The 25,595-nt window shown below is 70.3% G+C and carries 20 protein-coding genes; 12 read left to right on the forward strand and 8 right to left on the reverse strand.

What is annotated here, in order from left to right:
• Positions 1–16: 16 nt before the first annotated feature.
• The gene (locus ACFIMZ_RS28240) at positions 17–799 is read right to left on the reverse strand and encodes a Crp/Fnr family transcriptional regulator (RefSeq protein ID WP_431822764.1); all 783 of its coding nucleotides are present in this window, start codon (positions 797–799) and stop codon (positions 17–19) included.
• Between the two features lie 904 nt (positions 800–1,703).
• Here ACFIMZ_RS28240 and ACFIMZ_RS28245 point away from each other — a divergent pair.
• The 6 genes from ACFIMZ_RS28245 (at position 1,704) to ACFIMZ_RS28270 (ending at position 8,576) form a co-directional block, all read left to right on the forward strand.
• Positions 1,704–2,498 carry a Crp/Fnr family transcriptional regulator gene (locus ACFIMZ_RS28245; RefSeq protein WP_431822765.1) on the forward strand — a complete coding sequence of 265 codons (795 nt, stop codon included), beginning with the start codon at positions 1,704–1,706 and terminating at the stop codon, positions 2,496–2,498.
• Between the two features lie 115 nt (positions 2,499–2,613).
• Positions 2,614–2,865, forward strand: coding sequence for an acyl carrier protein (locus tag ACFIMZ_RS28250; RefSeq protein ID WP_431822766.1), 252 nt, complete (start codon positions 2,614–2,616; stop codon positions 2,863–2,865).
• Positions 2,862–4,058 (forward strand): acyl-CoA dehydrogenase family protein, encoded by a 1,197-nt coding sequence (locus ACFIMZ_RS28255; RefSeq protein WP_431822767.1) that lies wholly within the window; start codon positions 2,862–2,864, stop codon positions 4,056–4,058. The genes ACFIMZ_RS28250 and ACFIMZ_RS28255 overlap by 4 nt, the downstream gene beginning before the upstream one ends.
• The gene (locus ACFIMZ_RS28260) at positions 4,055–5,038 is read left to right on the forward strand and encodes an amino acid--[acyl-carrier-protein] ligase (RefSeq protein WP_431822768.1); all 984 of its coding nucleotides are present in this window, start codon (positions 4,055–4,057) and stop codon (positions 5,036–5,038) included. The genes ACFIMZ_RS28255 and ACFIMZ_RS28260 overlap by 4 nt, the downstream gene beginning before the upstream one ends.
• Positions 5,035–6,093: a DUF1839 family protein gene (locus ACFIMZ_RS28265; RefSeq protein WP_431822769.1), complete on the forward strand. Its 1,059-nt coding sequence runs from the start codon at positions 5,035–5,037 to the stop codon at positions 6,091–6,093. The genes ACFIMZ_RS28260 and ACFIMZ_RS28265 overlap by 4 nt, the downstream gene beginning before the upstream one ends.
• A gap of 29 nt (positions 6,094–6,122) precedes the next feature.
• Positions 6,123–8,576, forward strand: a complete 2,454-nt coding sequence (locus tag ACFIMZ_RS28270) for a glycosyl hydrolase 2 galactose-binding domain-containing protein (protein WP_431825385.1) — start codon at positions 6,123–6,125, stop codon at positions 8,574–8,576.
• A gap of 3 nt (positions 8,577–8,579) precedes the next feature.
• On the opposite strand, the gene ACFIMZ_RS28275 is transcribed toward ACFIMZ_RS28270, so the two are convergent.
• Both ACFIMZ_RS28275 and ACFIMZ_RS28280 read right to left on the reverse strand, forming a co-directional pair.
• Complete coding sequence (locus ACFIMZ_RS28275) at positions 8,580–9,965, reverse strand: sigma 54-interacting transcriptional regulator (protein ID WP_431822770.1); 1,386 nt, start codon at positions 9,963–9,965, stop codon at positions 8,580–8,582.
• Between the two features lie 548 nt (positions 9,966–10,513).
• Complete coding sequence (locus ACFIMZ_RS28280) at positions 10,514–11,734, reverse strand: glycosyltransferase family 4 protein (protein ID WP_431822771.1); 1,221 nt, start codon at positions 11,732–11,734, stop codon at positions 10,514–10,516.
• 281 nt (positions 11,735–12,015) lie between these two features.
• Here ACFIMZ_RS28280 and ACFIMZ_RS28285 point away from each other — a divergent pair, with 281 nt between their 5' ends.
• Complete coding sequence (locus tag ACFIMZ_RS28285; RefSeq protein ID WP_431822772.1) at positions 12,016–12,588, forward strand: drug:proton antiporter; 573 nt, start codon at positions 12,016–12,018, stop codon at positions 12,586–12,588.
• On the forward strand, positions 12,585–14,174 hold the full coding sequence (locus ACFIMZ_RS28290; RefSeq protein ID WP_431822773.1) for a mannose-1-phosphate guanylyltransferase/mannose-6-phosphate isomerase: 1,590 nt from the start codon (positions 12,585–12,587) through the stop codon (positions 14,172–14,174). The genes ACFIMZ_RS28285 and ACFIMZ_RS28290 overlap by 4 nt, the downstream gene beginning before the upstream one ends.
• 14 nt (positions 14,175–14,188) lie before the next feature.
• Here ACFIMZ_RS28290 and ACFIMZ_RS28295 read toward each other — a convergent pair whose 3' ends face one another.
• The 4 genes from ACFIMZ_RS28295 to ACFIMZ_RS28310 all read right to left on the reverse strand — a co-directional run bounded on the left by ACFIMZ_RS28295 (position 14,189) and on the right by ACFIMZ_RS28310 (position 20,395).
• Positions 14,189–15,511 carry a right-handed parallel beta-helix repeat-containing protein gene (locus tag ACFIMZ_RS28295; RefSeq protein WP_431822774.1) on the reverse strand — a complete coding sequence of 441 codons (1,323 nt, stop codon included), beginning with the start codon at positions 15,509–15,511 and terminating at the stop codon, positions 14,189–14,191.
• Positions 15,508–16,782 (reverse strand): oligosaccharide repeat unit polymerase, encoded by a 1,275-nt coding sequence (locus ACFIMZ_RS28300; protein ID WP_431822775.1) that lies wholly within the window; start codon positions 16,780–16,782, stop codon positions 15,508–15,510. The genes ACFIMZ_RS28295 and ACFIMZ_RS28300 overlap by 4 nt, the downstream gene beginning before the upstream one ends.
• Before the next feature lie 113 nt (positions 16,783–16,895).
• A complete protein-coding gene (locus ACFIMZ_RS28305) occupies positions 16,896–19,157 on the reverse strand; it encodes a GNVR domain-containing protein (RefSeq protein ID WP_431822776.1) in 2,262 nt (753 codons plus the stop codon).
• A 56-nt stretch (positions 19,158–19,213) separates the two neighbouring features.
• A complete protein-coding gene (locus ACFIMZ_RS28310) occupies positions 19,214–20,395 on the reverse strand; it encodes a polysaccharide biosynthesis/export family protein (RefSeq protein WP_431825386.1) in 1,182 nt (393 codons plus the stop codon).
• Between ACFIMZ_RS28310 and ACFIMZ_RS28315 the strand changes: the two genes are divergently transcribed.
• Together ACFIMZ_RS28315 and ACFIMZ_RS28320 are read left to right on the forward strand one after the other, a co-directional pair.
• Positions 20,298–20,582, forward strand: a complete 285-nt coding sequence (locus tag ACFIMZ_RS28315) for a hypothetical protein (protein WP_431825457.1) — start codon at positions 20,298–20,300, stop codon at positions 20,580–20,582. The two genes, ACFIMZ_RS28310 and ACFIMZ_RS28315, sit on opposite strands and share 98 nt — an antisense overlap.
• Positions 20,579–20,911, forward strand: a complete 333-nt coding sequence (locus tag ACFIMZ_RS28320; RefSeq protein ID WP_431822777.1) for a hypothetical protein — start codon at positions 20,579–20,581, stop codon at positions 20,909–20,911. The genes ACFIMZ_RS28315 and ACFIMZ_RS28320 overlap by 4 nt, the downstream gene beginning before the upstream one ends.
• Before the next feature lie 119 nt (positions 20,912–21,030).
• Here ACFIMZ_RS28320 and ACFIMZ_RS28325 read toward each other — a convergent pair whose 3' ends face one another.
• Positions 21,031–22,905 carry a serine aminopeptidase domain-containing protein gene (locus tag ACFIMZ_RS28325; RefSeq protein WP_431822778.1) on the reverse strand — a complete coding sequence of 625 codons (1,875 nt, stop codon included), beginning with the start codon at positions 22,903–22,905 and terminating at the stop codon, positions 21,031–21,033.
• A gap of 313 nt (positions 22,906–23,218) precedes the next feature.
• Here ACFIMZ_RS28325 and ACFIMZ_RS28330 point away from each other — a divergent pair, with 313 nt between their 5' ends.
• Both ACFIMZ_RS28330 and ACFIMZ_RS28335 read left to right on the forward strand, forming a co-directional pair.
• A complete protein-coding gene (locus tag ACFIMZ_RS28330) occupies positions 23,219–24,475 on the forward strand; it encodes a flippase (RefSeq protein ID WP_431822779.1) in 1,257 nt (418 codons plus the stop codon).
• 36 nt (positions 24,476–24,511) lie between these two features.
• On the forward strand, positions 24,512–25,591 hold the full coding sequence (locus tag ACFIMZ_RS28335) for a glycosyltransferase family 2 protein (RefSeq protein WP_431822780.1): 1,080 nt from the start codon (positions 24,512–24,514) through the stop codon (positions 25,589–25,591).
• Positions 25,592–25,595 lie beyond the last annotated feature (4 nt).

Below are 25,595 nucleotides of genomic sequence, written 5' to 3' on the forward strand. Positions count from 1 at the left end.
TGCGCCGCCTGCATCGTCATGCACCGTGCACCGGACGTGCGCCGCGCGCTTCCGGCAGCGGCACGCGGAATGGCGTTGCGCCTGCGCTTGCGCGCGCGCCGAGCAGCTTGCGGTATTCCGCGCGAATCAGGTCGTAGCATTCGCATGCGTGCTGCTCCAGCCCGTCGCGATCGAGCAGCGTGATGCGCCCGCGCCGCTGCCGGATCAGGCCCGCCTCCTGCAGATACCCGGCCGCCTCGGTCACGCCTTCGCGCCGGACGCCGAGCATGTTGGCGATCGTCTGCTGCGTGACGGCCAGCTCGTCGCCCTCGACGCGATCGTGCGCGAGCAGCAGCCAGCGGCTCAGCTGCTCGCTGACCGAGTGATGCCGGTTGCACAGCGCGCTGCGCGAGATCTGCGCCATCACCGCCTGGCAATAGTTAAGCAGCAGCCGGTAGGTCGCCGGCGAACGTTCGAATTCCGAGCGCATCACGCAGGTCGGCACGCGGTACGCCATCCCGCCGATGCGCACCTCGAAGCGGTTCGACACCGCGTTGCCGCCGATCAGCCCCGACAGTCCGACGAGCCCCTCGCTGCCGACCACGGCGACCTCGACCATCGCGCCGTCCTCCATCAGGTGCAGCACGGACAGCATCGCGGTCGTCGGAAAGTGCATGTGACGCGCCGGCTCGCCTACCCGGCCGAGCTCGCCGGGCTTGAGCCTGACCAGTTCGAGATGCGGCGCGAGGGCGCGGAGGCTGTCGTCCGGCAGTGCGTCGAGAATCGCGTTCGCCGAATGGCTCGATTGAAGATGAAGCATGTCTGTATCCCATTCTGCCCGCGCCGCCTGAAACCGCGTGCACGGAATTCGTTTTCGTCATGCGCATTCGGGAGCCGGCCCGGTTGCGGCCCACAACCGTTCATTCCGGCCGACTGCCCGCCGCCGAAGCCGGGTTTCAATCGTCTGCCCCGTTTTTTTCGGCACGCCATCCCAATAAGCGATTTACGTGCCAATTCCCGTCCATCCTTAATATCTAAATCACGACGCATTTATCAGGCATGAAAACCCGCTTGCGGAAGACGAAAAGCGTCGCATTTTTGGACACTGCGACATCGAACGGACACCGCGGCGGATTCGACTGAACATTTCGACCGCGCGCATACGCGCCGCCGGCGACCGTCGACCGCGCTGTCATTTCAAATACTTACACTGGCACGACGATTGTTTCGGCAGTCGTGGCGATCGCGCTCGCCGGCCGTACGCTGCCATGTCTCGCCTTCGGAACTGTCTCAAAAATGAGTCGTCGCGCCCGCCCCGGCCAATGTCAGCCGCCGCACATTTCTCGCCTATCCCCATGATTCGATTGAGAACCGGGAGCGTACGGCAGTCAATTGTCAAATAATATTTAAATCCACCACCGGTCGAATTCTCGTGAAATGCAGCCCCATGCGGATTGACTCCAAAACCACGGCCGGATACCAGCATCCGCGGACATTCGATTTCGTCATGATTAAATTCAGAGAATCCAATAATCGTCGCCCGGTTCAAATCTTTAAACTTTGTGAAATGACGCGCGATGCAATTGACCGGAATCGGCAGCGTGCTAGCGTTTTAACCGCCATCGGCATTCGAATATCTCCATAACGCCGTGCGACGCGCGTGATGCCTCGATTCGCGACGGCCGCCGCGCCGACACGCGATCGCAACCATACGAGGATGCGCCGTGATACATCAGGCAAATGAAGCCGCCGCCCCGGCCAGCGGCATGATCGAGCTGTCGCCCAGCTTCGACGCCAACCGGTTCCTTGCCGCGCTCGACCGCGAAGACCGCGCCGCGCTGGCGAGCCACCTGCAGCTGGTCCACGTGAAATCGGGCCAGGTGCTCTGCGAGCCCGGCGAAACGTTCGCCGCCGTCTATCTTCCGGTGACGACCGCGGTGTCGCTGCAATATGTGTCGTCCGGCGGGATGACGCTCGAAGTCGCGCAGATCGGCAGCGAAGGCGTCGTCTGCGACGACGTGATCGGCGGCAACGGCACGATGCCGTGCCGCGCCGTCGCCTGCCGCGACGGCTTCGCGTACCGGCTCGACCGGCGCGCGTTCGCCGCCGCGTTCGACGCGTCCCCGGTGCTTCGCCATCTGCTGTTCGTGTGCCTGCGGCTGCTGTTCGCGCAGGTGTCGCAGATCACGTTCTGCAGCCGGCACCACGTGCTGAAACATCAGTTATGCAGATGGTTCCTGCTCGCGTACGACCGCTCGCGCAGCATCGAGATCCAGGTCACGCACAGCATGCTCGCGCAGATGCTCGGCGTGCGGCGCGAGACCGTCACGGACGCCGCGGGCGAAATCCAGAAGCTCGGGCTGATCCGCCAGTATCGCAGCTCGATCGTGCTCGCGGATCTGCCGGGCCTCGACCGGATGGCGTGCGGCTGCCGCGGCATCGTCCGCGACGAGATGCAGCGCATCCTGTCGGCCGACACGGGCGTGCCCGCCGCGTCGCGCAGCGGATCGCGCAGTTGACCTGCGCTCAAGCGTGTCTATCCGGCATTGCCCCAAGCCCACTGTAGTGTGACGAACAGAACGCGGCGGCGGCGAATGGTCTACTGAAGCGACACCAAGCACGCCGGAGCTGCACGTGAAAAACGCAATCAGGGAAATACTCAAGCACGTTGCCCACCTCGAAACCGCCGTCGACACGATCGGCGACGCGGACGACCTCTACGACGCGGGCCTGTCCTCGCTCGACACGATCCAGTTGATGCTCGCGATCGAACGACAGTTCGACATCGAGATTCCCGACGAGATGCTGAACCGCCAGCTGTTCCGCAGCATCGACGCGCTCGCGGAAACGATCGTGACGCTGCAGCGCGCCGAGCATTCGGCATGAGCCGGCTGCTTCCGGACGTCGCCGCCGGCGACGACACGCGCCGGCTCGACGAAGCCGCGCATGCGGTCGCGCAGGTCGCCGCACAGCACGCGGACGCGGTCGACCGCGACGCGCGCTGCCCGGTCGAGGCGATCGAGGCGATGCGCGCGCAGCGCCTGCTCGGCGCGATGGTACCCGTGCGGCTCGGCGGCGCGGGCGCGTCGCTCGCGGATGTCGCGTCCGCGTGCGCGATCCTCGGCGAAGCGTGCGCGTCGGCGGCGATGGTGTTCGCGATGCACCAGATCCAGGTCGCATGCATCGTCGATCACGCGCTCGACGACGGCTGGCACAAGCTGTTCCTGCAGCAGCTCGCGCGGCATCAGTGGCTGCTCGCGTCCGCGACGTCGGAAGAAGGCGTCGGCGGCAACCTGCGCGCGAGCGAGTGCGTGCTGGAGACCGACGGCGGCGAGTTCCGGCTGCGCAAGCGCGCATCGACGATCTCGTACGGCGAATACGCGGACGGGATTCTCGCCACCGCGCGTCGCGACGCGCACGCGCCGCCGTCCGACCAGGTGCTCGTCACGCTGCTGCGCGACGGCTATGCGCTGACGCGCAGCAGCGACTGGGACACGCTCGGCATGCGCGGCACCTGCAGCAGCGGCTTCGCGCTCGACGCGCGCGGCGCGGCCGTGCAATGCCTGTCCGCGCCGTTCTCGCGGATCGCCGAACAGACGATGGTGCCGGTGTCGCACATCCTGTGGGCGTCGGTCTGGATCGGCGTCGCGCAAGATGCGTTCAACCGCGCGCATCACTTCTTCCGCGCGCAGATGCGCAAGACCGACGGCGCGCCGTCCCCCGCGTCGCGGCGCATCGCCGAATCGCTCGAGCGGATGCAGGCGATGCAGGCGCGCGTCGACCACGTGCTGCGCCTGCATGCGGGCGCGTCCGCGCGCTCGTGGTCGGCCGGCATGGCGTGGGCCGCCGAGATCAATACGCTGAAAACCTATGTGTCGACGACGGCGCTCGAAGTCGCATGCCAGGCGATGATGATCTGCGGAATGGCCGGCTACAGGCACGGCACGCCGTTCAGCGTCGGCCGGCACATCCGCGACCTGCATGCGGCGCCGCTGATGATCAGCAACGACCGCATCGCCGCCAACACGTCGAGCCTGCTGCTCGCGCTGCGTCCCGCGACGCCGGAGAAACAACCTTGAACGATCGCCTTTCCGCTGCTTCCGCTGCCCCCGTTTCCGCCACGCCTGCCGACGCGCCGCTCGACCGCGCAGGCGTCAATCCGTTGCGCGACGCGCTGATCGACGCCGGCCTGCTCATCCCGACCGGCGTGCAGGGCCTGTTCGGCCGCAGCGAGCGATTCGAGCGCGTCGTCGATGCGCTCGACGCGTTCGTCACGCGCATCGGCGCCGACCAGCAGGCCGAGGTGCTGCGCTTCCCGCCCGCGATGAGCCGCGTCGAGTTCGAGCGCAGCGAATACATGAAGAGCTTCCCGCAGCTCGCGGGCACCGTGCATGCATTCTGCGGCGACGAGCACGAGCAGCAGCGCGTGCTGCAATGCCTCGATCGCGGCGACGACTGGACCGGCTTCCAGAAGCCGACATATGTCGTGATGACGCCGGCCGCGTGCTACCCCGTCTACCCCGTCGTCGCGCGCGCGGGCGCGCTGCCCGGCGACGGGCGGCTCGTCGACGTGTTCTCGTACTGCTTCCGCCACGAGCCGTCGCTCGATCCGACCCGCATGCAGCTGTTCCGGATGCGCGAATACGTGCGGATCGGCACGCCCGCGCAGATCGTCGCGTTCCGCCGCACGTGGATGGAACGCGGCACGCGGATGATCGACGCGCTGCGCCTGCCGAACGCGATCGATCTCGCGAACGACCCGTTCTTCGGGCGCGGCGGCAAAATCGTCGCGAACAGCCAGCGCGAGCAGAACCTGAAGTTCGAGCTGCTGGTGCCGATCGAGCACGACGGACGCCAGACCGCCTGCCTGAGCTTCAACTACCACATGGATCACTTCGGCCTGCTGTGGGGCATCCGCACCGCCACGGGCGACGTCGCGCACACGGGCTGCGTCGGCTTCGGGCTCGAGCGGCTGACGCTCGCGCTGTTCCGCCATCACGGCTTCGACCTCGACGCGTGGCCGCGCGACGTGCGCGACGTGCTGTGGGGCGATCGATGACGTTCGTCTGTCACGACGGGGAGGACACGTCGTTCGACGACGTGCGCCATCGCGCGCGCCACTACCGCCCGCATCCGCTGCACGGGCCGGAGATGGTGTGGAAGCAGACCAACTGCTACGTCGACCTGTGGCTCGAGGTGCTGCGCTGGTGGGGCTTCAATCCGTATGCGGCGCTGCCGTTCACGATCGCGCTCGACTTCGAGGGCGACCAGTTCACGTTCTTCAAGTTTCCGCACGACGAGCTCGAACGGCTTTACGGGATCGTCGTGCAGGAACATTCGATCTACGAGCCGCTCGACCGGCACATCGACACGCAGGTCGCGCGCGGCCACCTGATGATCGTCGAAGTGGACGCGTGGTTCCTGCCCGACACGCGCGGCATCAGCTACCGCACCCAGCATACGAAGACGACGATCGGCATCGACGCGATCGACCGCGCGCAGCGGCAGCTCGGCTACTTTCACAACAGCGGCTATTACGTCGCCGAAGGGCTCGACTACGACGGGCTCGTCGGCAGCGGCTCGCCGATGGCGCTGCCGCCCTACGTCGAATGCGCGAAGCGGCGCTTCGCGCCGCTCGGCGAACGCGCGCTGTGCGAAGCGTCGCTCGACGCGCTGCAACGCCAGCTGCGCCGCGCGCCGGCCGTCAATCCGGTCGCCGCGTTCCGCCGCCAGCTCCGCAGCGACGCGCGCGCGCTCGCCGACGCGCCGCTCGAACGCTTCCACGCGTACTCGTTCAACTCGGTGCGGCAGCTCGGCGCGAACTTCGAACTGTTCGGCCACTATGCGCGCTGGCTGTACGCGAGCGGCTGCACCGGGCCGTTCGCCGACATCCGCGCGGCGTGCGAGCGCATCGCGAGCGAGGCGATGGTGCTCGAATTCCGGCTCGCGCGCGCGTGCTCGCGCGGCAAGGAGGAGCACGGCGACAGCACGCTCGATGCGATCGAAGCCGCGTATGGCGACCTGGTGGACTGCGCGCGCCGAATCGCCGCGCCGCATCACGCCGCCGTGCAAGTGCATGAAGACGCGGCTTGCGTGACGCCGGTCGCGCAGTGAGCCGCCCGACCGGGGCCACCGCGTGGTCGATGCAGGCGACGCCGGCCGGCGCCGCCGTTACCCCGGCGGATCTCGGCACGGCCGGCGACTGGATTGCGGCGCCGGTGCCCGGCACGGTCGCGCAGGCGCTTGCGCAGGCAGGCAGGCTCGACGCCGCCGGGTCGCTCGACGAGCGCGACTACTGGTATCGCACCGTGCTGCACGGCCGCGGGCCGCGCGCGCTGCGCTTCAACGGCCTCGCGACCATCGCCGAAGCCTGGCTCGACGATACGCCGATCCTGCGCTCGGACAGCATGTTCGTCGCGCACGACGTCGCCGTCACGCTCGACGGCGCGCACCGGCTGACGATCTGCTTTCGCGCGCTCGGCCCGCATCTTCGCAACATGCACGCGGTGCACGCACCGCGCCGCGCGCGATGGCGCACGCGGCTCGCCGAGCCGGCCGCGCTGCGCACCGTGCGGACCTCGCTGCTCGGCCACATGCCCGGCTGGTTCCCGCCTTGCCCGCCGATCGGCCCGTGGCGGCCGGTCGACGTGCTGGACCCGGCCGACGGCCCCATGATCGTCCGCTGCGACCTCCATGCACGCGTCGACGGCGAGACGGGCCGACTCGAAGCGGAACTCGCGTTCCGGTCGCCATTGCCTGACTCGCTTGCCGCGCGCATTTCGTGCGGCGAATACGAAGCGACGCTCGAACGCGTCGGCGCCGACCGGTTGCGCGCGACCGTGACGCTGCAGCGCGTGCGCCGCTGGTGGCCGCACACGCACGGCGAGCCGGCGCTGTACGATGTCGCGCTGCATCTGGACGGCGCGCGACGCACGCTCGGCGCGACCGGCTTTCGCACGATCGAGCCGGAGCCGGGCGATGACGGGCTCGGCTTCGGGCTGCGCGTGAACGGCGTGCCGGTGTTCGCGCGCGGCGCGTGCTGGAGCACGGCCGCACCGCTTGCGCTCCACGCGGACGACGCGACCTACCGGCGCCTGCTCGAGCGGGCGCGCGACGCGGGCTTCAACATGATCCGCGTCGGCGGCACGATGACCTACGAGGCCGATGCGTTCCATGCGTGGTGCGACCGGCTCGGCCTGCTGGTCTGGCAGGACTTCATGTTCGCGAACTTCGACTACGCGCTGGCCGACCCCGCGTTCGACGACGCGATCCGTCAGGAAGCCGAACAGTTCCTGACGCGTCGACGCGCATCCCCGTCGCTCGCGGTCCTGTGCGGCGGCAGCGAGATCGCGCAGCAGGCCGCGATGTCGGGCCTCGCGCCGCAGCAGCGGTGCGTCGAGCTGACGGCCGAGCGGCTGGCCGGCTGCGCGGCGGCGCTGCGCCCCGACGTGCCATATGTGCCCGACACGCCCGACGGCGGCGTGCTGCCGTTCCTGCCGCGCGAACGCGTGTCGCATTACTACGGCGTCGGCGCGTACCTGCGCCCGCTCGACGATGCGCGCCGCGCGGACGTGCGGTTCGCGAGCGAATGCCTCGCGTTCGCGAACGTGCCGTGCGACGCGGCGCTCGACGCGCTCGGCCGCCCCGGCGCGCACGAGCCGCGCTGGAAGCAAGGCGTGCCGCGCGACCCCGGCGCGTCGTGGGATTTCGACGACGTGCGCGACCACTATCTGCATGCGCTGTATGCAGTCGAACCCGACCGGCTGAGGCGCGAGGACCCGGCGCGCTACTTCGAGCTGTCGCGCGCGGTGCTCGCCGACGTGATGCGCGAGACCTTCGCCGAATGGCGGCGCGCAGGCTCGCGCTGCGCGGGCGCCCTCGTCTGGCAGTTCCAGGACGTGCGGCCCGGCGCAGGATGGGGCCTCGTCGATGCCGCGCATCGGCCGAAATCGGTGTGGCACGCGCTGCGGCAAGTGCTGCAGCCGCTGCAGATCCTGCTGGTCGACGAAGGGCTGAACGGGCTCGACGTGCATGTGATCAACGAGCGCCCGACGCCGCTTGCGGCCGCGGTCGAGCTGACCGCGCTGCGCGATGGCCGCACGCCGGTCGCGCGAGCCGGCGGCACGATCCGCGTGGCCGCGCACGCGGCGGTTCGCATCGCGTCGGCCGACCTGCTCGGCCGCTTCTTCGACTGGACCTATGCGTACCGGTTCGGCCCCTGCGAGCACGATGCGGTCGTCGCGACGTTGCGCGGCGAGGCCGGCGCGATCCTGTCCCAGGCGTTCCATTTTCCGTCGCGCACGCATCCCGCCGTGTTCGTGCGCCGCGACCTGGGCCTCGAAGCGTGCGTGTCGCGCGCGGACGGCGTCTGGACCGTCGACATCGCCACCCGCCATCTCGCGCGGCACGTGCAGATCGTGGCTCCTGGCTTCCTGCCGCGCGACGACTGGTTCCACGTCGCGCCCGGGATGCCCGCGCGCGTCGCGCTCGCGCCGCTCGACGCCGCGCATCGCGAGCACGATGCGGATGCGGCGCCGCGCGTCGAGATCCGCGCGGTCAATTCCGGCCCGACCGTGCGCGCGACGCCGGCCGCGTAGCGTTCAGTCCGACGATCCCGTGCGGCGCGGCCGCTCGATCCCGTAAGCCTCCATCCAGCGATAGAGCGTCGCGCGCGACACGCCGAGCTCGCGCGCGGACGCGGCGATGCGCCCGCGCGTGCGCAGCAGCGCGAGTTCGATTGCCTCGCGCTCGATCGACTTGCGGATCTCGGCGACGGACGGCGACGCCGCGTCGAGGCAGTATTCGAGTTCGAGATCGCGCGCGGTGATCAGCCGCCCCTCGGTCATCACGACCGCGCGGCGCACGCGATTGATCAGCTCGCGGACGTTGCCCGGCCAGTCGTGCTTGTAGAGCGCGCTGATCGCATCGGTCGAAAAGCCGCGCACGCGATGGCGCGCGTCGCCCCTGAAGCGCTCGAGCATGTGGTTCGCGAGCAGCTCGATGTCCTTGCCGCGCGCGCGCAGCGGCGGCTGGTCGATGCGCATCACGCAGAGCCGGTGAAACAGGTCCGCGCGAAAGCGCCCTTCCTCCATCGCGTCGCGCAGGTCGACGTGCGTCGCCGACACGATCCGCACGTCGACCGGCACCGGATCGCTGCCGCCGAGCCGGTGAATCGCGCGCGCCTGCAGGAAGCGCAGCAGGCTCGCCTGGCTTTCGTGCGGCAGGTCGCCGATCTCGTCGAGCAGCAGCGTGCCGCCGTTCGCGGCCTCCACGTAGCCGATCTTGCGCGAGTGCGCGCCGGTAAACGCGCCGCGCTCGTAGCCGAACAGCTCCGACTGCAGCAGGTCGGGCGGGATCGCGCCGCAGTTGACCGCGACGAACGGCCCGTTGCGCCGCTCCGAATGACGATGGATCGCGACCGCGGTCAGCTCCTTGCCGGTGCCGGTCTCGCCGAACACGAACACCGGCGCGTCCGTGCGCGCAAAGCGCCGCACCGTGTCGAACAGCCGCAGCATCGCGCTGCAGGTGCCGACGATGCCGTGCTCGGCCGCCTCGGGATGTTCGCGGTCGTGCGCGAACAGGCACTCCATCCCGTACGCGTGACCGACCGTGTCGGCAATCCGCTGATGGGACGCCGGCAGCGTGATGTAGTCGAAACAGTAGTCGCGCAGCAGCGCGCGCACGTTCGGCGACGTGGTCTGCCCCGCATCGACGAGCGCGACCCAGACGACGTCGCGCATCGACGCGCACATCGACGCGATCGCGCCGATCGCGTCGGCATGGCCGCCGCTGAGGTCGAGAATGCCGCACGTGATTTCGCCGGTGCTGTCGCGCAGCTCGCTCGCGTGCGCGACGATCGTGACTTTCCAGTCGCGCCGCGCCAGCTCCTTGCGCAGCATCACGGACGGCGCCTGCGTCCAGTAGATCAGCGGACGCTGCCCGGTGGCCTTTCCCCCGCCCTTGTCACGCGTTATTGGCCTATTCATGACGAACCATCGCTTTCTTTACTCCGTGAACCTTCTTCGCGCCGCGCAGCCGGCGGCGACCGGGGCCGCACGCGCCACGGTTCCGGAGTACGGGCCGGCTGTCGTCCGGCCCGCTGTCGTCGGGCCCGGGTGAACACGCGTCCGCCCGGGCCGCCCCGTCCTGGTTGTCATGCGGCGCGCCGTCGGCGTCGACACGCCGGCACGGCCGCCTCGCTTCATTCGCTCCCGAATGTACACGTCGCTCCGAAGCCGTTTGTTACCAAACGATAAACATCGAATCTTTCGATTACGCGACGGCCGGACCGGGGATGGCGCGCTTTAGCAATGCAGATTTGATTATCCGCGACCGATCCCGTCGATCGGTGGGCAATACTACATTCGCGCGCTGCAGGCTACGCGGATTAACCGCCATTCGATACGGAATGCCTGAAAAAAAGAGACAAACGTTCCGTCTTTCGCATAATTCCGGCCCGCCCATCAGGCATCCGCATCGGCCGCCGCCATACCGTCCGTTACATCACGCTTGCGCGCGGGCGGCAACCGGGCCGTTAGATGCGCAGCCGCGCCGCGTCGTCGTGGTGCGCCGGCATGCCGTGTCGTTCGTCCGGGTGCACGTCGCCGCGCTCCGCGCCGGCGGCGTCCGCCATCTCTTCCTGCAGCGCGGCGTAGCCGTCCAGCACGAAGCGCGTGAACTCGGCCCGGAAGCGATCGGCGCCGAACCGCTCCGCGTTCTCCCGGCACGCGCGCGCGTCGAACGTGCCGCTCGGCAAGGCGTCGAAGCGCGCAAGCGCATCGACGAGCGCGTCGGCCGTCTGCGCGCGATAGAACAGCCCGGTGGCTCGCGCGCACGGCCATGCGCGCACCGACTCGCGCACGCCGCCCTTGCCGTACGCGATCACCGGCGTGCCGCAGGCCTGCGCCTCCACCGGCGCGATGCCGAAGTCCTCTTCGGCCGCGAACACGAACGCGCGGGCGTGCTGCAGATGATCATGCAGGACCTCGAACGGCTGATAGCCGAGCAGCGTGACGTTCGGGCCCGCAAGCGCGCGGATCTTCGCCATCTCCGGGCCGTCGCCGATCACGACCAGCCGGCGCGACGGCGTGCGCGAAAACGCTTCGACGATCAGGTCGATCCGCTTGTACGGCACCAGCCGCGACGCGGTCAGATAGAAGTCCGCCTTGTCGGCGCGCAGCGTCAGGTGCTCGACGTCGACGGGCGGATGAATCACGGTCGCATCGCGCCGGTAGGTCTTGCGGATGCGGCGCGCGATGAACCGCGAATTCGCGGCCACGCAATCGACGCCGTTCGCCGAGCGCGCGTCCCAGTTGCGGATGTAGTGCAGCAGCACGCGCGCCAGCACCGATTTCGGTCCGCGCGCCAGTCCGGCCTCGTTCAGGTATTGGTGCTGCAGGTCCCACGCATAGCGCACCGGCGAATGCACGTAGCTCGCGTGGAACTGGTCGGGCCCGCTCAGCACGCCCTTCGCGACCGCATACGAACTCGACAGCACGATGTCGTAGCCGGACAGGTCGAACTGTTCGATCGCCAGCGGAAACAGCGGCAGATAGTGGCGATAGCGCGTGCGCGCGAACGGCAGTTTCTGGATGAACGACGTGCGCACGGAGCGGCCGCGCAGGCACGCGCGGTCTTCGAGGAAATCGACGAGGCTGTAGACGTCCGCCTGCGGAAAGCAGTCGATCATCTGCGCGAGCACGCGCTCGGCGCCGCCATGCACCACCAGCCAGTCGTGAACGATCGCGATCTTCAAGTGCGGCCCCCGGGGTTTTATTTCATGTACGCGGGCGACGAATGCGGTCCGCCCGCCAGGACGTGCGCATTATCGGCAAGCCGCGTCGCATCCGTTGTGTGCTACCGCACATTGCGCCGCTCTCGCGCCGGGCGCTTCGGCGCTCCCCGAAACCGGGCGTGAGTGCGCTCACGAACAGACCGCCCCGGTGCGCGCCCGTATCGTGAACTCTGCAATGCCGCGCGACGCAAACGTCCGCCGCGCGGCGTCGCATGTTCCGGGCATCAGGCGAGGACCGCATCATGGAATGGCATTGTTGTGAATTCGGACATCTGAGCGCCGTCGATCTCTACGCGATCCTGCACGCGCGCAACGCGGTGCTGGTCGTCGAGGACGCGCACACGCATCTCGACATCGACGGCAAGGACGCCGGCGCGCTGCACGTCTACGCGCTCTCGCACGACGGCGACGCCGCGCAGGTCGCCGCGTATGCGCGCCTGCTGCCGGGCGACGACATCGATCCCGACGTGACGATCGACAAGGTGCTGACGAGCGAGGCGCGTCGCGACGACGACACGCTCGAACGCCTGATCGAGCGCGCGCTCGCGGCGGCCCGCGTCGCGTGGCCCGGCATCGCGGTGCGCACGCACGTGCCCGCGCACCGGCAGGCGTTCTACCGGCGCTTCGGCTTCCGCAAGGCATACGGCCCCTACCTCGAACATGGCGCGCCGTTCATCGGCCTGGTGCGACCCGTCGATCGCGCGGCCGGCGCGCTCCAGCACCTGCTGTCGCGTGTCATCGCCGCGCCGCGTTTGCGCAACGACGACAACCGCCTGCGCAACCAGCAGCCCGCCGATACCGGAGCCAGCCGATGACCCGCACCCTGCACCCGGTTCCCCAACCCGACATGCCGCGCATCCTGCCCGTGATTCTCGCGGGCGGCTCGGGCACGCGGCTGTGGCCGCTGTCGCGCGAACAATGCCCGAAACAGCTGATCGATCTCGTGTCGGACGAGTCGCCGCTGTCAGCGACCGCACAGCGCCTGAACGGCATCGAGAGCGCGTTGCTCGGCGACCGGCTGCTGCTCGTGTGCGGCGAATCGCATCGCTTCATGAGCGCCGCGCAGGTCGTTGGCCGCGCGGCGCCCGCGCGCATCCTGCTCGAACCGGCCGCCCGCAACACCGCGCCGGCCCTCACGCTCGCCGCGTTCGACGCGCGCGCGCTCGCGGACGATCCGGTGCTCGTCGTGATGCCGGCCGACCACGTGATCGGCGACGTCGGCGCGTTCCAGGACGCGGTCGGCCGCGCCGCGCGCTACGCGCAGGACGGCGCGATCGTCACGCTCGGCGTGCTGCCGCGCCGCGCGGAAACCGGCTACGGCTACATCCAGGTCGGCGCGCCGCACACGGGCCTTCACGGCGGCCAGGGCGGCTACGCGATCAGCCGCTTCGTCGAGAAGCCTGACGAAGCGCTCGCCGAGCGCTACCTGCACTCGGGCGACTACTGGTGGAACAGCGGCATCTTCGTCACGCGCGCGTCGGTGTGGCTGAAGGCGATCCGCGCGCTCGCGCCGGCGATTCACGCCGCATGCGAGGCCGCATGGCGCGCGGGCACCGCCGAGGAGCCGTTCTTCCGGATCGACGCGGCCGCGTTCGACGCGTGCCCGTCCGACTCGATCGACTACGCGGTCATGGAGCGCCTCGCCGACCACCGCGCGCTCGGCATCGACGGCATCGTGGTGCCGCTCGCCGCGGGCTGGTCGGACGTCGGCACATGGGACGCGCTGTGGGAGATCATGCCGAAGGACGACCACGGCAACGTCGCGCGCGGCCCGATCGTGTTCGAGGACACGCAGGACAGCCTCGTGCGATCCGAGGGGCGGCTCGTCGCCTGCGTCGGGATGCGGGACGTCGTCGTGGTCGAAACGCCCGACGCGGTGCTGGTCGCGAACAAGCACGACGTGCAGCGCGTGAAGCACATCGTCGCGCGGCTCAAGACGGCCCGGCAGCCGCAGGTGCGCGAACACCGCAAGGTGCAGCGGCCGTGGGGGCACTACGATTCGATCGACCTCGGCGAGCGGTTCCAGGTGAAGCGGATCGTCGTCGAGCCGGGCAAGCGACTGTCGCTGCAGATGCACTATCACCGCGCCGAGCACTGGATCGTCGTGCGCGGCACCGCGAAGGTGACGCGCGGCAGCGACACGTTCCTGCTCAGCGAGAACGAGTCGACCTACATCGCGGTCGGCGAGGTGCATCGCCTCGAGAATCCCGGCCGGATTCCGCTCGAGATCATCGAGGTGCAGTCCGGCAACTATCTCGGCGAAGACGACATCGTGCGCTTCGACGATCTGTACGGGCGATCGGTCGTCGCGGCCGATGCGGCCGATGCGGCCGATTCAGCGGCATCGATCGAGTCCACGGCGCAGGCGTGCGCGAAGCCGGCCGTCAGCGACGCCAGGTAGCCGTGCTCGCCTGATCAACGCTCCACGGCTTGCGCACCCCGCCCGCGCGCCTGCCTGAGCCATTGCCGCACGCGCGGCATCAGCGTCGCATCGGCGCCGGTGATCGCGAATGCGGCCGCCTGCGGAGCCACGGCCGCGGGTGCGGCCGCGGGCGCGAGCGGCGGCAGCGCGGCGCCGTTCAGCGTGTTCGCGGCCCCGGCAATCGCCTGCCCGGCTGCGCAGCCGCGCGACTCGCCGTCGATCGGCGTGCCGCCGATCGCGTCGAGCCGATTGCCCGACAGGCGGACCCGGCACACGTTCCCCAGCGCGCGCACGCCCGCGAAGCGCGCGCCGACGATCCGGTTGTCCGACACGTCGACGCGCGTGACCGCGCCCGAGCCGGCGTTCAGGTCGATCGCGGCCTGCCCGGTCTGCGGACGCCCCGCCTGCCGCGACGCCCGCTGCTGGATATCCGACACCACGTTGCGCGCGACGCGCACGTTGGTCACGTCGCAGGTCCGGTAGCTATCCTCCTGCGCGACGAGAATGCCCGCGCCCGTCCGCACGCCGCGCACGATGTTGTCCGCGATCGTCACGTCCGCGCCGCCGACCACCGTCACGCCGCGCCCCCAGTCGTTGCCTTCGAGCGAATTGCCGGCGATCAGCACGTTGCCGCTCGGCGCGCCGTCGTTCCGGTAGCTCACGACCGCGATCATGTCGTCGCCCGTGTCGCGCACGACGTTGCCCTGCACGAGCACGTTGCGCGCGCCGTGCGTCACGTGGATGCCGTCCGCGAGGGTCGCGCGGACCTCGTTTCCGACGATCGCGACGTCCTGCCCGCCGAACACGAAGATGCCGGCGCTCGCGCCGCCGTCGACCACGACGTCGAGCACCTGCACGCCGCGCCCCGTCACGTTCACCTTTGTCGAAGCCGGCGTCGTCAGGCGCGTCGCGCCGGCCCCGGCCAGCATGAGCCCCGCGAGCGTCGTCCCGTCGCCCCGCATCTCGATGGTCTGGTCGTCCGGGTCGGTCGCGATCAGCGTCGCGCCGTAGCCCGAGATCGCGACGTTCGCCTGCTTCACGGCCAGCGAGCGCCCGACGACATACCGCCCCGGCGCGAACACGAGCCGCTGGCCGCGCTGCAGCGCGTCGAGCGTGCGTTGCAGCGCGTCGGCCTGGTCCGCGCCGTCGGCGGACGGATGGACGATCGCATCGGGCGCGACCGTCGCGTGTTCGACGTGCGCGCCGGCGGCTGTCGCCGCTGCGTCCGGCCGCGGCAGCGACACGGCGGCCGCGCCGAAGCCGAGCGCGACCGCGCAGGCCCCGAGCGCGCATCGGGATGTGCGCGTCGGGATCATGGCGACGAGCGGCCGGGCCGCGTTCCGCAACAGCGGAACACGACGAACAGCAGCATCAGCGGCACGAAGTTGCGCCCGCTGAACAGGTTCGGAATGCGCAGGATCTCGAGCAGCGACACGTAGAGCACCGCATGCGCGCAGCACCAGAAGCCGCTTGCGGCTCGCCAGCCCGCGTAGCTTCGGCCGAACACCCAGCCGACGAACGCCGCGACGAGCAGCCCGAACCAGCCCCACTCGTAGAAATGCACGAAGATCCCCGACGGGTTGTTGAATTCCGGATCGGCATAGCCGTTCAGGAACACGTTGATGCTGTCGCCCGAATCGAGCAGCGGCTGAAACAGGCCGCCGATTCCCGGAAAGCGGATCAGCCAGTCGAACGTGAACATCGGATGCCCGGCGCCCCAGCCGAGGACGCTCAGGATTCCCGCGCCGTTGTTCAGCGCGGTCGAGTAATACAGCCCGAGGCGTTCGAGCGCGAAATCGACGATGTTGTCGTACAGGTTCACGTAGTAGGTTTCCCACGACCGGTTGTATTCGTTCGCGATGAAGAACCCGACCAGCAGCGGAATCGCCGCGAACGGCGCGAGCGACACCCATGCCGAGCGCCGCGGCCCGCGCCGGAACCGCGCGATCATCAGCACGCACGGCAGCGCCATCTCGATCACGGCGAGCCGTTCCGCGAAGATGAAGCTGCGGAGCAGCGTCAGCGCCGCCAGCGCGACGAGATACAGCTTGTGGCGGTTGAAGCCCTTCACGCGCGTCCGGTACACGTAGAAGTACAGCGCGACATACGCGGCCGTCGCCTGCGTGAGCGTGCTCAGGCCGACCACGCGCCCTTTCAGTTCGAGCAGGTCGAACGCGCTCGCGCTGCCGCGCAGGAACGCGAGCAGCAGCGCGGGCTGCGCGAGCACGCCGCTCATCATCACCAGATAGCCGGCGAACGCGAGCGCGAACACGAGGTCGAGCACGCGCGGCGGCAGCTCGACCGGCGCCGCGCGTGCCGCGCGCATCGGCTGCGCCGCCTGCGTGAGCCACGCGGACGCCATCGCGACCACGAGGAACAGCGCGCCCGCGAATGCGTAGAAGCCGTCGAAGTAGACGCGAGCGATCGCCTTCTGGTCGCCGAGCAGGCCGAGCGACAGCAGCCCGTAGAGCGGCAGGATGAAGAACAGGATCAGGCGCGCCGGGTCTTCCCACCAGTAGCCGTCGCCGGCGGCCACGCGCCGCGCGCGCACCGGCACACGCACCGCCCGATGAACGGAGCGCGGCATGACGCGAGGGGCCGCACGCAAGTCATCCATGAGGTTCGTTCCATCCGCTTGCGGCGCCTGCCGCTCGTCCGGCGACGCAACGCACGTTCGATCGGCCGCGCATCGTCATCCGGTCAGCGCGCCGGCCGGCGCGCCGCCATCACGCGCGCGAAAGCGGACGCCGCCTGATGGGTGCCGGCGTCCGCATGACCGTAGTCGTAGCGGCCCGGCCCCCCCTTGAAGTCGTTGAGGATCGCGCCGCGGACGGCGACGTGCGCGTGCGCGAGCCGCCGCACGCTCTCGTCGATCCCGGCCAGCGTCGTCACGCCGCTGCGCGCGACGAGAAACACGGTGCCGGCCATGCGCCCGAGCACCAGCGCGTCGGCCACCGGCAGCAGCGGCGGCCCGTCGATCACGACCATGTCGTACTGCGCCGCCACGCGCTCGATCAGCGCCGCGAGCGCAGGCCGCAGCAGCAATTCGCCCGGATCGGCGACGACGCTGCCCATCGGCAGGAAATCCAGGCCCGGCGCCGCGTCGCGCTTCAGCGCCTCGTCGAGCCGATGCGTGCCGCCGACCACGTCCGCGAGGCCCGGCGCGCGGCTGTAGCGGAACCGCTCGTGCAGCGAGCCCTTGCGCAGGTCGGCGTCGATCAGCAGCACGCGCCGGCTCGATGCGCCGGCGAGCACCGCCAGATTCGCCGCGACGAACGACTTGCCGACGCCCGTCGTCGGCCCCGAGATCAGCACGACGCGATTCGGCGCGTCCGGCAGCGCGAGCTGCAGCGACGTGCGCAGCCCACGCAGGCTTTCGAGCGCCGCGTCGTGCGGCGCGGGCGCGGCGGCCGCCGGCCTGGCGCGCCGGCCGCCGCGCGCACGCGGTTCCGGCAGCGCGGACGACGGACGGTGCGGCACCGTCGCGAACACCGGCAGGCCGGTCGCCCATTCGATCTCGTCGGGATCGGCGACCGTGCCGGCGAGCCGCTGCCGCGCGACGACGATCGCGCCGCCCGCCAGCAGCCCGAGGATCAGCGAGCCGATCACGGCCATCCCGCGATTCGGCCGGATCGGCGTATCGGCCGCCGTCGCCGAATCGACGATCCGCACGTTGCCGGTCTTGCTCGCGCGCGCCAGCGTCATCTGCTGGCGCGCATTGAGCAGGTTCGTATAGAGCGCGGTATCGACGGCGACGTCCCGCTGCAGTTGCAGCACGCCCTGCTCGATGCCCGGCAGGCGCCGGATCTGCGCGCGCACCGCGTCGAGCTCGCGCTGCGCGTCGGCGAGCTGCGCATCGAGCGCCACCATCGCCGGATGCTTCGGCATGAAGCGGGTCAGCAGGTCCTGGCGGCGCTGCTGCAGCGTCTGCACGCGCGTCTCGAGATCGACCGACTGCTGCCGCAACGCGAGCCCTTCGTCACTCGTGTTGACGGTGCCGTGCGACGCGCGGAATGCGTTGAAGCGGCTCTCCGCCTGCTCGAGCTGCCGCTTGAGCTGCGGCAGCTGCGCGTCCATGAAGCGAATCAGCTTATCGGCGGCCGCCGATTTGCGCTGCGTGTTCTGTGCGAGATACGCGACGCCGACCGCATTCAGGATCCGGCTGTCGCGCAGCGGATCGGTGCCGTCGAGCGTCGCGCCGATCAGGTTCGACTGCTTGCCGCGCTCGGCGATCAGCACCGACTTCTGCAGCCATTCGGTCGCGTCGGCTTCCGCATAGCGGGTCAGGTCGAAGCGTGCGCCGGGCGCGCCCGCGAGGTCGCGCACGAACAGGTCGATCGGCCCGTGCGGCGTGTCGGCGTGCAGCGGCTGCCCGACCCGGCCCTGCCAGGTCGGCCCGGTCGCGCCGAGCAGGCCCGCGCGCTGCAGCGTATACGCGCCGTCGCGGCCGGCCGTCAGCACGAAGCGTTTTTCGAGGAAGCGCTTCGGCACGTCGAAAGTCGCGACGTCGATGCTTTCCGTGCCCGTCACGTAGCCGCCCGGCAGCGGCGTCGACAGTCCGTCCGCACCGTTCGCGAGCCGCCAGCCGAGCCACGGCAGGTAATGCGGACGCGCATCGATAGCCAGCGTCGCGATATCGACCGCGCGCGCCATCACCGCGCGCGACTTCAGCACCTCGATTTCGGTCGACGCGTCGGTCTTCAGGTCGAACACCGACGACGGATCGCCGGGCGGCGACGCGGGCTTCGCTTCCGTCGGGCTCTGTTCGACCTGGAACAGGATGTCGGAGCGGTAGACGGGCCGCGCGCACAGCGCGTATAGCGTGCCCGCGATCACGCACGCGAGCGCCGACGCGACCACCACGCGGCGGCCGCCGACCAGCATCGCCCAGTACCGGCGGGCCGAAGGGGACGGCCGCAGCGCGGCTTCGCCGGGTGGATCAGGCAGAGTCGAAGAAGTCATACAGCGTCATTCCCCTGTGGCGCGACAAGTCGCGATGCCGAATTCCGGAGCCCGGTTCACGGCGAGATGGCCTTGGCCGTCAGCGCGCCCTGCGCGGCCGACGGGATCAGCAGGTTGACGACGCGGCTCCAGCGCACCAGCGACGACGCATCGACGAACACGACGTCGCGGCGCGCGAGCGGGAACCGGTCGGCCAGCGCCAGCGCGGCCGGCGACTGCGCGTCGAGGTGATAGACCTGCGGCGTGTCGCCGGGCCCGCGGCGCACGACGTACACCTGCCGCGCATCGGCCGTGTACTGGCTCACGCCGCCCGCGTCGCCGAGCGCTTCGCCGAGGCTCATGCGCCCGTCGGTCAGCGTCAGCGTCGCTGGCCGCGTGACCTCGCCGAGCACGAACACCTTGCTGTCGCGCGCGGCGTTCACGCGCACGAGATCGCCGTCGCGCAGCAGGATCCGCGACGGATTGACGCCCGCCGCGATCATGTCGGGCAAGCTCACCGTCACGGTCCGGTCGCCGCGCGTCACGGCCACCGCCGAACGGTCCGCGGCCGCGGTGAAGCCGCCCGCGCGATCGATCGCTTCCGTCAGCGTCATCGGCACGTCGGTCAGGATCTGCAGGCCCGGCGCACGGACCTCGCCGTCGAGATGCACGCGCTTGCTGCGATACGCCTGGACGCGCAACGCCAGTTGCGGCGCGCGCACGTATTCGCCGAGACGCTTCGCGAGCCGCGCGCGCGCCTGCGCGTCGGTCAGCCCCGCGACGTGCACGGTGCCCACGTACGCGAACTGCAGGTTGCCGTCGGCATCGACCGTGTAGCCCGACGCGACCGAACTCGCGCCGCTGCCGTCGGGCCCGCCCGCGTTCTGCGTCACCGGCAGGTTCAGTTCCGGGTGGTCCCACACGACGATGCTCAGCACGTCGCCCGGCCCGATCACATAGGGCTTCGGCGTGCCGAACAGCTGCCGTACGTCGGCCGCGACCGGCGTCGGCCCCGCGGCCTGCTGCCCGTCGACGAGCGCACCGGTGATCTCGATCAGCGCCGCACCCGGCACCTCCTGGACGCCGGCGAGGCCGCCCGCGCCTGCTGCATCGGCGCTCACGCGCGCGTTGGCGTCGCCGCCGGCCGACGCCCGAGCCGTCATGCCCGGCGCCAGCACGCACGCGCTCGTCGCGAGCGCGACCGCCGCGATCGCCGCGCGCGAGCGCCACGACAGGCAAACAGCGGCCACGCCCCGCATCGTTCGTCGCCAGCGCGGAATGCGCGGCACGTTCCTCTGCGTGGGTGAAAACATCGTGTCCTTTCCGAAACTGTGCGCCAGCCCGCGCATCGCGGCGAGCTCCGGCCTTACGCTTTCCCGCGCGGCCTGCCATGCATCGCGGCGCGCCCATCCATCACTGCGTTTCATTCCGTTCGATCCGCCATGAACCTCTGTCCGTCGATCGTCTGTGCCGCGCTGACCGCCGTCGCGTGCGCGAACGCCAGCGCTCAAACCCTGCCCGGCGACCCGGCCGGTCTCGACCGTCCCGTCCCCGTGCTGCCCGGGGTTGCCGCGCCTGCGCCGCTTCAGCGCGCCGCGCAGACGCCGTTGCCGGCCGACTCGATGCCGGACGCGCCGCCCGACACGCGCATGCGCCGCAGCCTGCGCCGCACGCTCGCGACCGGCCGGCCGCGGCATCCGCCGGCAGGCGACACGCTGTATGCGTCGCCCTACCTGACGTCGCCGTATGCGCAATCGCAAGACGACCCGCGTTGAACCGCGCGGCCGGCCGCGTCGCTGGACAATCGATTGGACACCGCAATGCGCGGCGCGTCTGTGATCGAGCCCACCGAACGCCGATGTTCGGCGCGCGATCGCGATGACGCGGTCACCGCTTATGCGGCCCCGCCGCCGCGCGCCGCGCCGGCCCGCGAGCGGGCCACCGCGACCGGTGCGAACGACGCGCCCGCGACGCCCGCCAATGGCGCCCCGTCCGGAAGCCGGGCCGGCCAGCCCGCTTCGCCGCCCAGCACGGCGCGGCACAGCTCGATCACCGCATCCGCGCCCGACGTGCCGTACAGCGCGTGATCGAGCTGCGGCATCGACCGCAGGCGAACGTGGCGCGAGCGCCGGAACGCGCGCGCGGGCGGACCGAAATGACGGTGCACGTCGTCGATGCCGGGATCGAATGCGCCGTAGACGAGCAGCGTCCACACGCCGCGCTGCGCGAGCGTGCGCATCACGCCGCGCGGCGTGTCGGCGCGCGGCGTCCAGCCGACGCGCGCGGCCAGCTCCATCGCGGGCACGCGAACGCGCGCGACGGCGTTGCCGGCCAGCGATCGCAGGATCGGCCGCAGGTCGCGCCGCTCGCGCACGAGCCGCGTCCACTTCCGCCAGTCGCGCATCGACACCCAGTAGCCGCGCGCCGAGTTGTGACGCTGCTTCTGCGCGGCGTCGAGCGTCAGGCCGGCCGGCCACACGAAGCGCGCGAGATTGATCGCGATCACGCCGGTCAGCGCGGCGCTCCGCACGGCCGCATGCAGCGACGCATACGCGCCCGAACAGATGCCGACCGCGACGACTTCCGCGTGACCGCGCTCGCGCAGCCATGCGGCGGCGGCGGCAACGTCGTCGATCGTCGCGCTCGAATAGACGACGCCCGACTGCTCGTCCGGCGCGTGCGGCCCGCTGTCGCCGATGCCGGTCACGTCCATCCGCAGCGTCGTGACGCCGACGCGCGCCATCGCCCTCGCGAGCCGCACGCCGACGCGCCCGTCGGCGCTGCGCGGGTTCGCGGCCGTGTTCGCGATCAGCAGGGCCGGCCGCGACGACGCGTGCGCGGGCCGGCACAGCACCCCGACGAGCCGATCGACGCCGACGGCGACGACGCGCTCGGTCATGCCGTCCATCTCGAGCGGCGCGACGGCGTTCGCGTCCCACGCCGCGCATGCGTCCGGCCGCGCCCGATCGGCTACTGCGCGACGCGGCCCGCGGCTCGCGATCCAGTGCGCGACGGCTTCGATCGCCGCGCGCGGCAAACGCGAATACGTGCTGTCGACCATCGTCTTCGGCCATTCCGCGAACGCTTCGGTCGCGACCTCCACGCCGCGCGCCTGCAATGCGGCGTGCAGCGCCGGGCCGTCGCCGTGACCGGTCTGCACCAGCAGCATCGCGCCCGGCAGCGATGAAGCGTTGCGCACGACGTCGCACAGGTCGAGCGCCTTGAGGTCGTCCACGAGGTCGGCCGGATAGCGATGCCCGAGCACGTTCATGCACGGTTCGCCGCTCTGCGCCTGCCGGATCGACGGCGGCGCCGTATCGAGCCACTGGCGCTGCACGAGCGACAGTTCGCGCAGATACGCGCGCCCCCGGACGACCGGCGCCAGCGCGACGATGCCATCGACGCGCGGCGACGCATGCGGACCGGCCGCCGCCGCGAGCATCGCGAACACTGCGCCCGCGCGGATGCCGACGAGCGTCAGCGTGTCGATGCCGGCGTGCGCGCGCAACGCGTCGATCGCGCGACGAATGCCTGCGACACTCGCCGCGAAACGTCCCGCGTCGAGATCGTCGCCGGCCGAATCCCCCGCGCACGGATAGTTGAAGCGCAGCACCGTGACGCCATCGCGCGCCAGCCGCTCCGCGAGCGCGCGCGTCAGCTTGTGGGTCCACAGCGCTTCGTGGCCCAGCGACTCGCACAGGACGACGCCCTGCCCCGTATGTCCTTCATGCAACCAGCCCACGCAGCCGTCGAACGCTATCGGCTTCACTTGGCCCTCCTCGGATCGGTGATTGTTATCGGACGCCGGTAATCGCCCCGGATGGTCGACGCGGCGACGTCCGATTTAATCACTCGCGCCGATCGCGCTTCGGTGCGCCAGCTTACAAACGCATTTATCACGGCGGGGAAGGAACGCACGGGACGGTGCAGGCTGTGGCCGCCCGTGGGGAACGAATCCCCGAACGGTCGGCTCGCGAACAGAGCGCCGCCGCGTGCTCCGTATCATGGCTGCGGGACTCACCGGCCGCGATTCCGGCGCGGCGGCCGGGCAGGTATCGTCACCCCCGGCGCCGTTCGACCGTATGTCAACCGTCAAGAAGAATTTCGTCCTGCTGCTGACGCTGCAGATCTCGACCTACGCGGCGCCGCTGCTGATCGTGCCGCTGCTCACGCATGCGCTCGGCCCCGAGGGCTACGGCCAGCTCGCGTTCTCGCTCGCGGTCGTCGCGTACTTCATCAACTGGACCTGCTACAGCTTCGACCTGACCGCGACGCCGCGCATCGCGCTCGCGCGCGACGACCGCGCCGAGCGGTCGCGCATTTTCTGGGCGACGTTCGTCGCGCAGCTCGCGATCGCCGCGCTCGGCTTCGTGGTGCTGCTCGCGCTGACCTTCGTCGTCGCCCGCTTCGGCGCGGACCGCACGCTGCTGCTGATCGGCTTCGGCATGCCGGTCGGCGCGGCGCTCACGCCCGGCTGGTACTTCCAGGGCGTCCAGAAGCTGCGCACGTTCAGCGTGATCGTGTTCGTCTGCCGCGCGCTGAGCATTCCGGCGATGTTCGCGTTCGTGCGCGGGCCCGCCGACCTGACCGCCGCGATGATCGTCAACGCGGCCGTGCCGCTCGGTTCGGGCATCGCGGCGATCGCCTTCCTGTTCGCGTGCCGCGAGGTCGCGTTCGTGCGCGTGCGCGTCGCGGACGTCGCCGAAGCGCTGCAGGGCGGCTGGCAGGTGTTTCTCGCGTCGACGTCGGTCGCGTTCTACGCGTCGACGAACACGGTGCTGCTCGGCTTCGTGTCGGGCAACGTCGCGGCCGGCTATTTCGCGGCCGGCGACAAGCTCGTGCGCGCGGCCATCGGCATGCTGCAGCCGCTGAAGTCGGCCGCGTATCCGCGCGTCAGCTACCTGATGCGGCACGCGCGCGACGAAGCGATGGCGTTCCTGCGCAAGCTGCTCGTCGTGCAGTTCGCGATGGTGCTCGCGATCTCGCTCGCGATCTTCTTCAGCGCGCCGCTCGCGGTGCGCCTGCTCTACGGCCCGTCGTACGAGCCGACGGTCAACGTGCTGCGCTGGATGGCCTTCATTCCGTTCATGGCCGGCATGACCGACCTGTTCGGCGTGCAGACGCTGCTGCCGCTCGGGATGAAGAAGGCGTTCACGCGCATCCTGATTTCGTCCGGCATCCTGAATGTCGCGCTGCTGCCCGTGCTCGCGAAATACTTCGCCGAACAGGGTGCGGCGGCGGCCGTGCTGCTGGCCGAGGCCGCCGTCGCCGCCGCGCTCGCGGCTGTCGTCTACCGCGAAGGCATTCCATTGATCGGCAGCCCCGCCGCGCGCCGCTAGCCGCGTACCCTACCGAATACCGCCCAGGAGCGCCCCATGGCCGAGCTCACCATCGCCATCTGCAACCACAACCACGGCGCGTACCTGCGCGACGCGATCGATTCCGCGCTCGCGCAGACGGCGCGCGGCGTCCGCGTGCTGGTGGTCGACGACGGCTCGACCGACGATTCGCGCGACATCATCCGCGCGTACGGCGATCGCGTCGCCGCGATCTTCCAGGACAATCGCGGCCAGGTCGCCGCCTACAATCGCGCGCTGGAACACGTCGTGAGCGACTACGTGATCTTTCTCGACGCCGACGACCTGCTGTATCGCGACGCGGCCGGCCGCGTGCTCGCGGCGTTCGAATCGGGCGACTGCGTGAAGGTACAGTTCCGGCTCGACGTGCTGACCCGCGACGGCGCGGCCACCGGCGTCACGGTCCCGCAGTCCGTCGTCGACGCCGATTGCGGCCGGCTGCTGCGCGCGGGCTGGCTCTATCCGTCCCCGCCCGGGTCGGGCAACGCGTATCGGGTCGCCGCGCTGAAGCGCTTCTTCCCGGTGCCCGTCAATCCCGACAATCGCCACGGCGCGGATTTCTACGCGATCTACGGCATCGCGCTGCTGGGCGCCGTCCACATGATCGACGCGCCGCTCGGCGGCTACCGCGCGCACCATGCGGCCGCGCGCGTCGCCAACGGCCCGACCGGCGGCTCCGCCGACCTCGCGTTCGCCAATGCGGAAGACGGCGCGACCGGCGCGCAAAAGGTCGTCGTGCGCTGGGCGACGCTGCGCGCGCTCGTCCAGGTGCGGCTTCACGAGACGCTGCCGACGGCGCCCTACGATTTCTCGATCGAAAAGGCGCGGTTCGCGAGCGCGCTGTATCGCGCGCCGTTCGCGCGGCGCTGGCGCTGGTTCGCGCGCGAGTCGCAACGCTATTGGCATACGGTGCTGCGCAATCCGTTCTGGCGGCCGCTCAAGAAACTCGCGGTGTGCGGGCTGACGGCCGTCTGCCTGCTGCCGTCGACGGCGCTCAGCGATCGCGCGATACGCTACGTCGCCAATCCGCTGTCGCGCGCGCGCAAGCAGGACCCTGCGCGCGCGCTCCCCAAGCGGCAGCCCGGCGCCGCCCGCTAGCGCT

It is taken from the genome of Burkholderia sp. F1, assembly GCF_050813845.1.
Classification (GTDB): domain Bacteria; phylum Pseudomonadota; class Gammaproteobacteria; order Burkholderiales; family Burkholderiaceae; genus Burkholderia; species Burkholderia ubonensis.

Excerpts from the sequence above, each read along its gene's own strand:
- ACFIMZ_RS28240 (WP_431822764.1), bottom strand. The coding sequence starts at position 799 with ATGCTTCATCTTCAATCGAGCCATTCGGCGAACGCGATTCTCGACGCA.
- ACFIMZ_RS28255 (WP_431822767.1), top strand. The coding sequence starts at position 2,862 with ATGAGCCGGCTGCTTCCGGACGTCGCCGCCGGCGACGACACGCGCCGG.
- ACFIMZ_RS28265 (WP_431822769.1), top strand. The coding sequence starts at position 5,035 with ATGACGTTCGTCTGTCACGACGGGGAGGACACGTCGTTCGACGACGTG.
- ACFIMZ_RS28270 (WP_431825385.1), top strand. The coding sequence starts at position 6,123 with ATGCAGGCGACGCCGGCCGGCGCCGCCGTTACCCCGGCGGATCTCGGC.
- ACFIMZ_RS28275 (WP_431822770.1), bottom strand. The coding sequence starts at position 9,965 with ATGAATAGGCCAATAACGCGTGACAAGGGCGGGGGAAAGGCCACCGGG.
- ACFIMZ_RS28285 (WP_431822772.1), top strand. The coding sequence starts at position 12,016 with ATGGAATGGCATTGTTGTGAATTCGGACATCTGAGCGCCGTCGATCTC.
- ACFIMZ_RS28290 (WP_431822773.1), top strand. The coding sequence starts at position 12,585 with ATGACCCGCACCCTGCACCCGGTTCCCCAACCCGACATGCCGCGCATC.
- ACFIMZ_RS28295 (WP_431822774.1), bottom strand. The coding sequence starts at position 15,511 with ATGATCCCGACGCGCACATCCCGATGCGCGCTCGGGGCCTGCGCGGTC.
- ACFIMZ_RS28300 (WP_431822775.1), bottom strand. The coding sequence starts at position 16,782 with ATGCCGCGCTCCGTTCATCGGGCGGTGCGTGTGCCGGTGCGCGCGCGG.
- ACFIMZ_RS28305 (WP_431822776.1), bottom strand. The coding sequence starts at position 19,157 with ATGACTTCTTCGACTCTGCCTGATCCACCCGGCGAAGCCGCGCTGCGG.
- ACFIMZ_RS28315 (WP_431825457.1), top strand. The coding sequence starts at position 20,298 with ATGCCCGGCGCCAGCACGCACGCGCTCGTCGCGAGCGCGACCGCCGCG.
- ACFIMZ_RS28310 (WP_431825386.1), bottom strand. The coding sequence starts at position 20,395 with ATGCGGGGCGTGGCCGCTGTTTGCCTGTCGTGGCGCTCGCGCGCGGCG.
- ACFIMZ_RS28320 (WP_431822777.1), top strand. The coding sequence starts at position 20,579 with ATGAACCTCTGTCCGTCGATCGTCTGTGCCGCGCTGACCGCCGTCGCG.
- ACFIMZ_RS28330 (WP_431822779.1), top strand. The coding sequence starts at position 23,219 with ATGTCAACCGTCAAGAAGAATTTCGTCCTGCTGCTGACGCTGCAGATC.
- ACFIMZ_RS28335 (WP_431822780.1), top strand. The coding sequence starts at position 24,512 with ATGGCCGAGCTCACCATCGCCATCTGCAACCACAACCACGGCGCGTAC.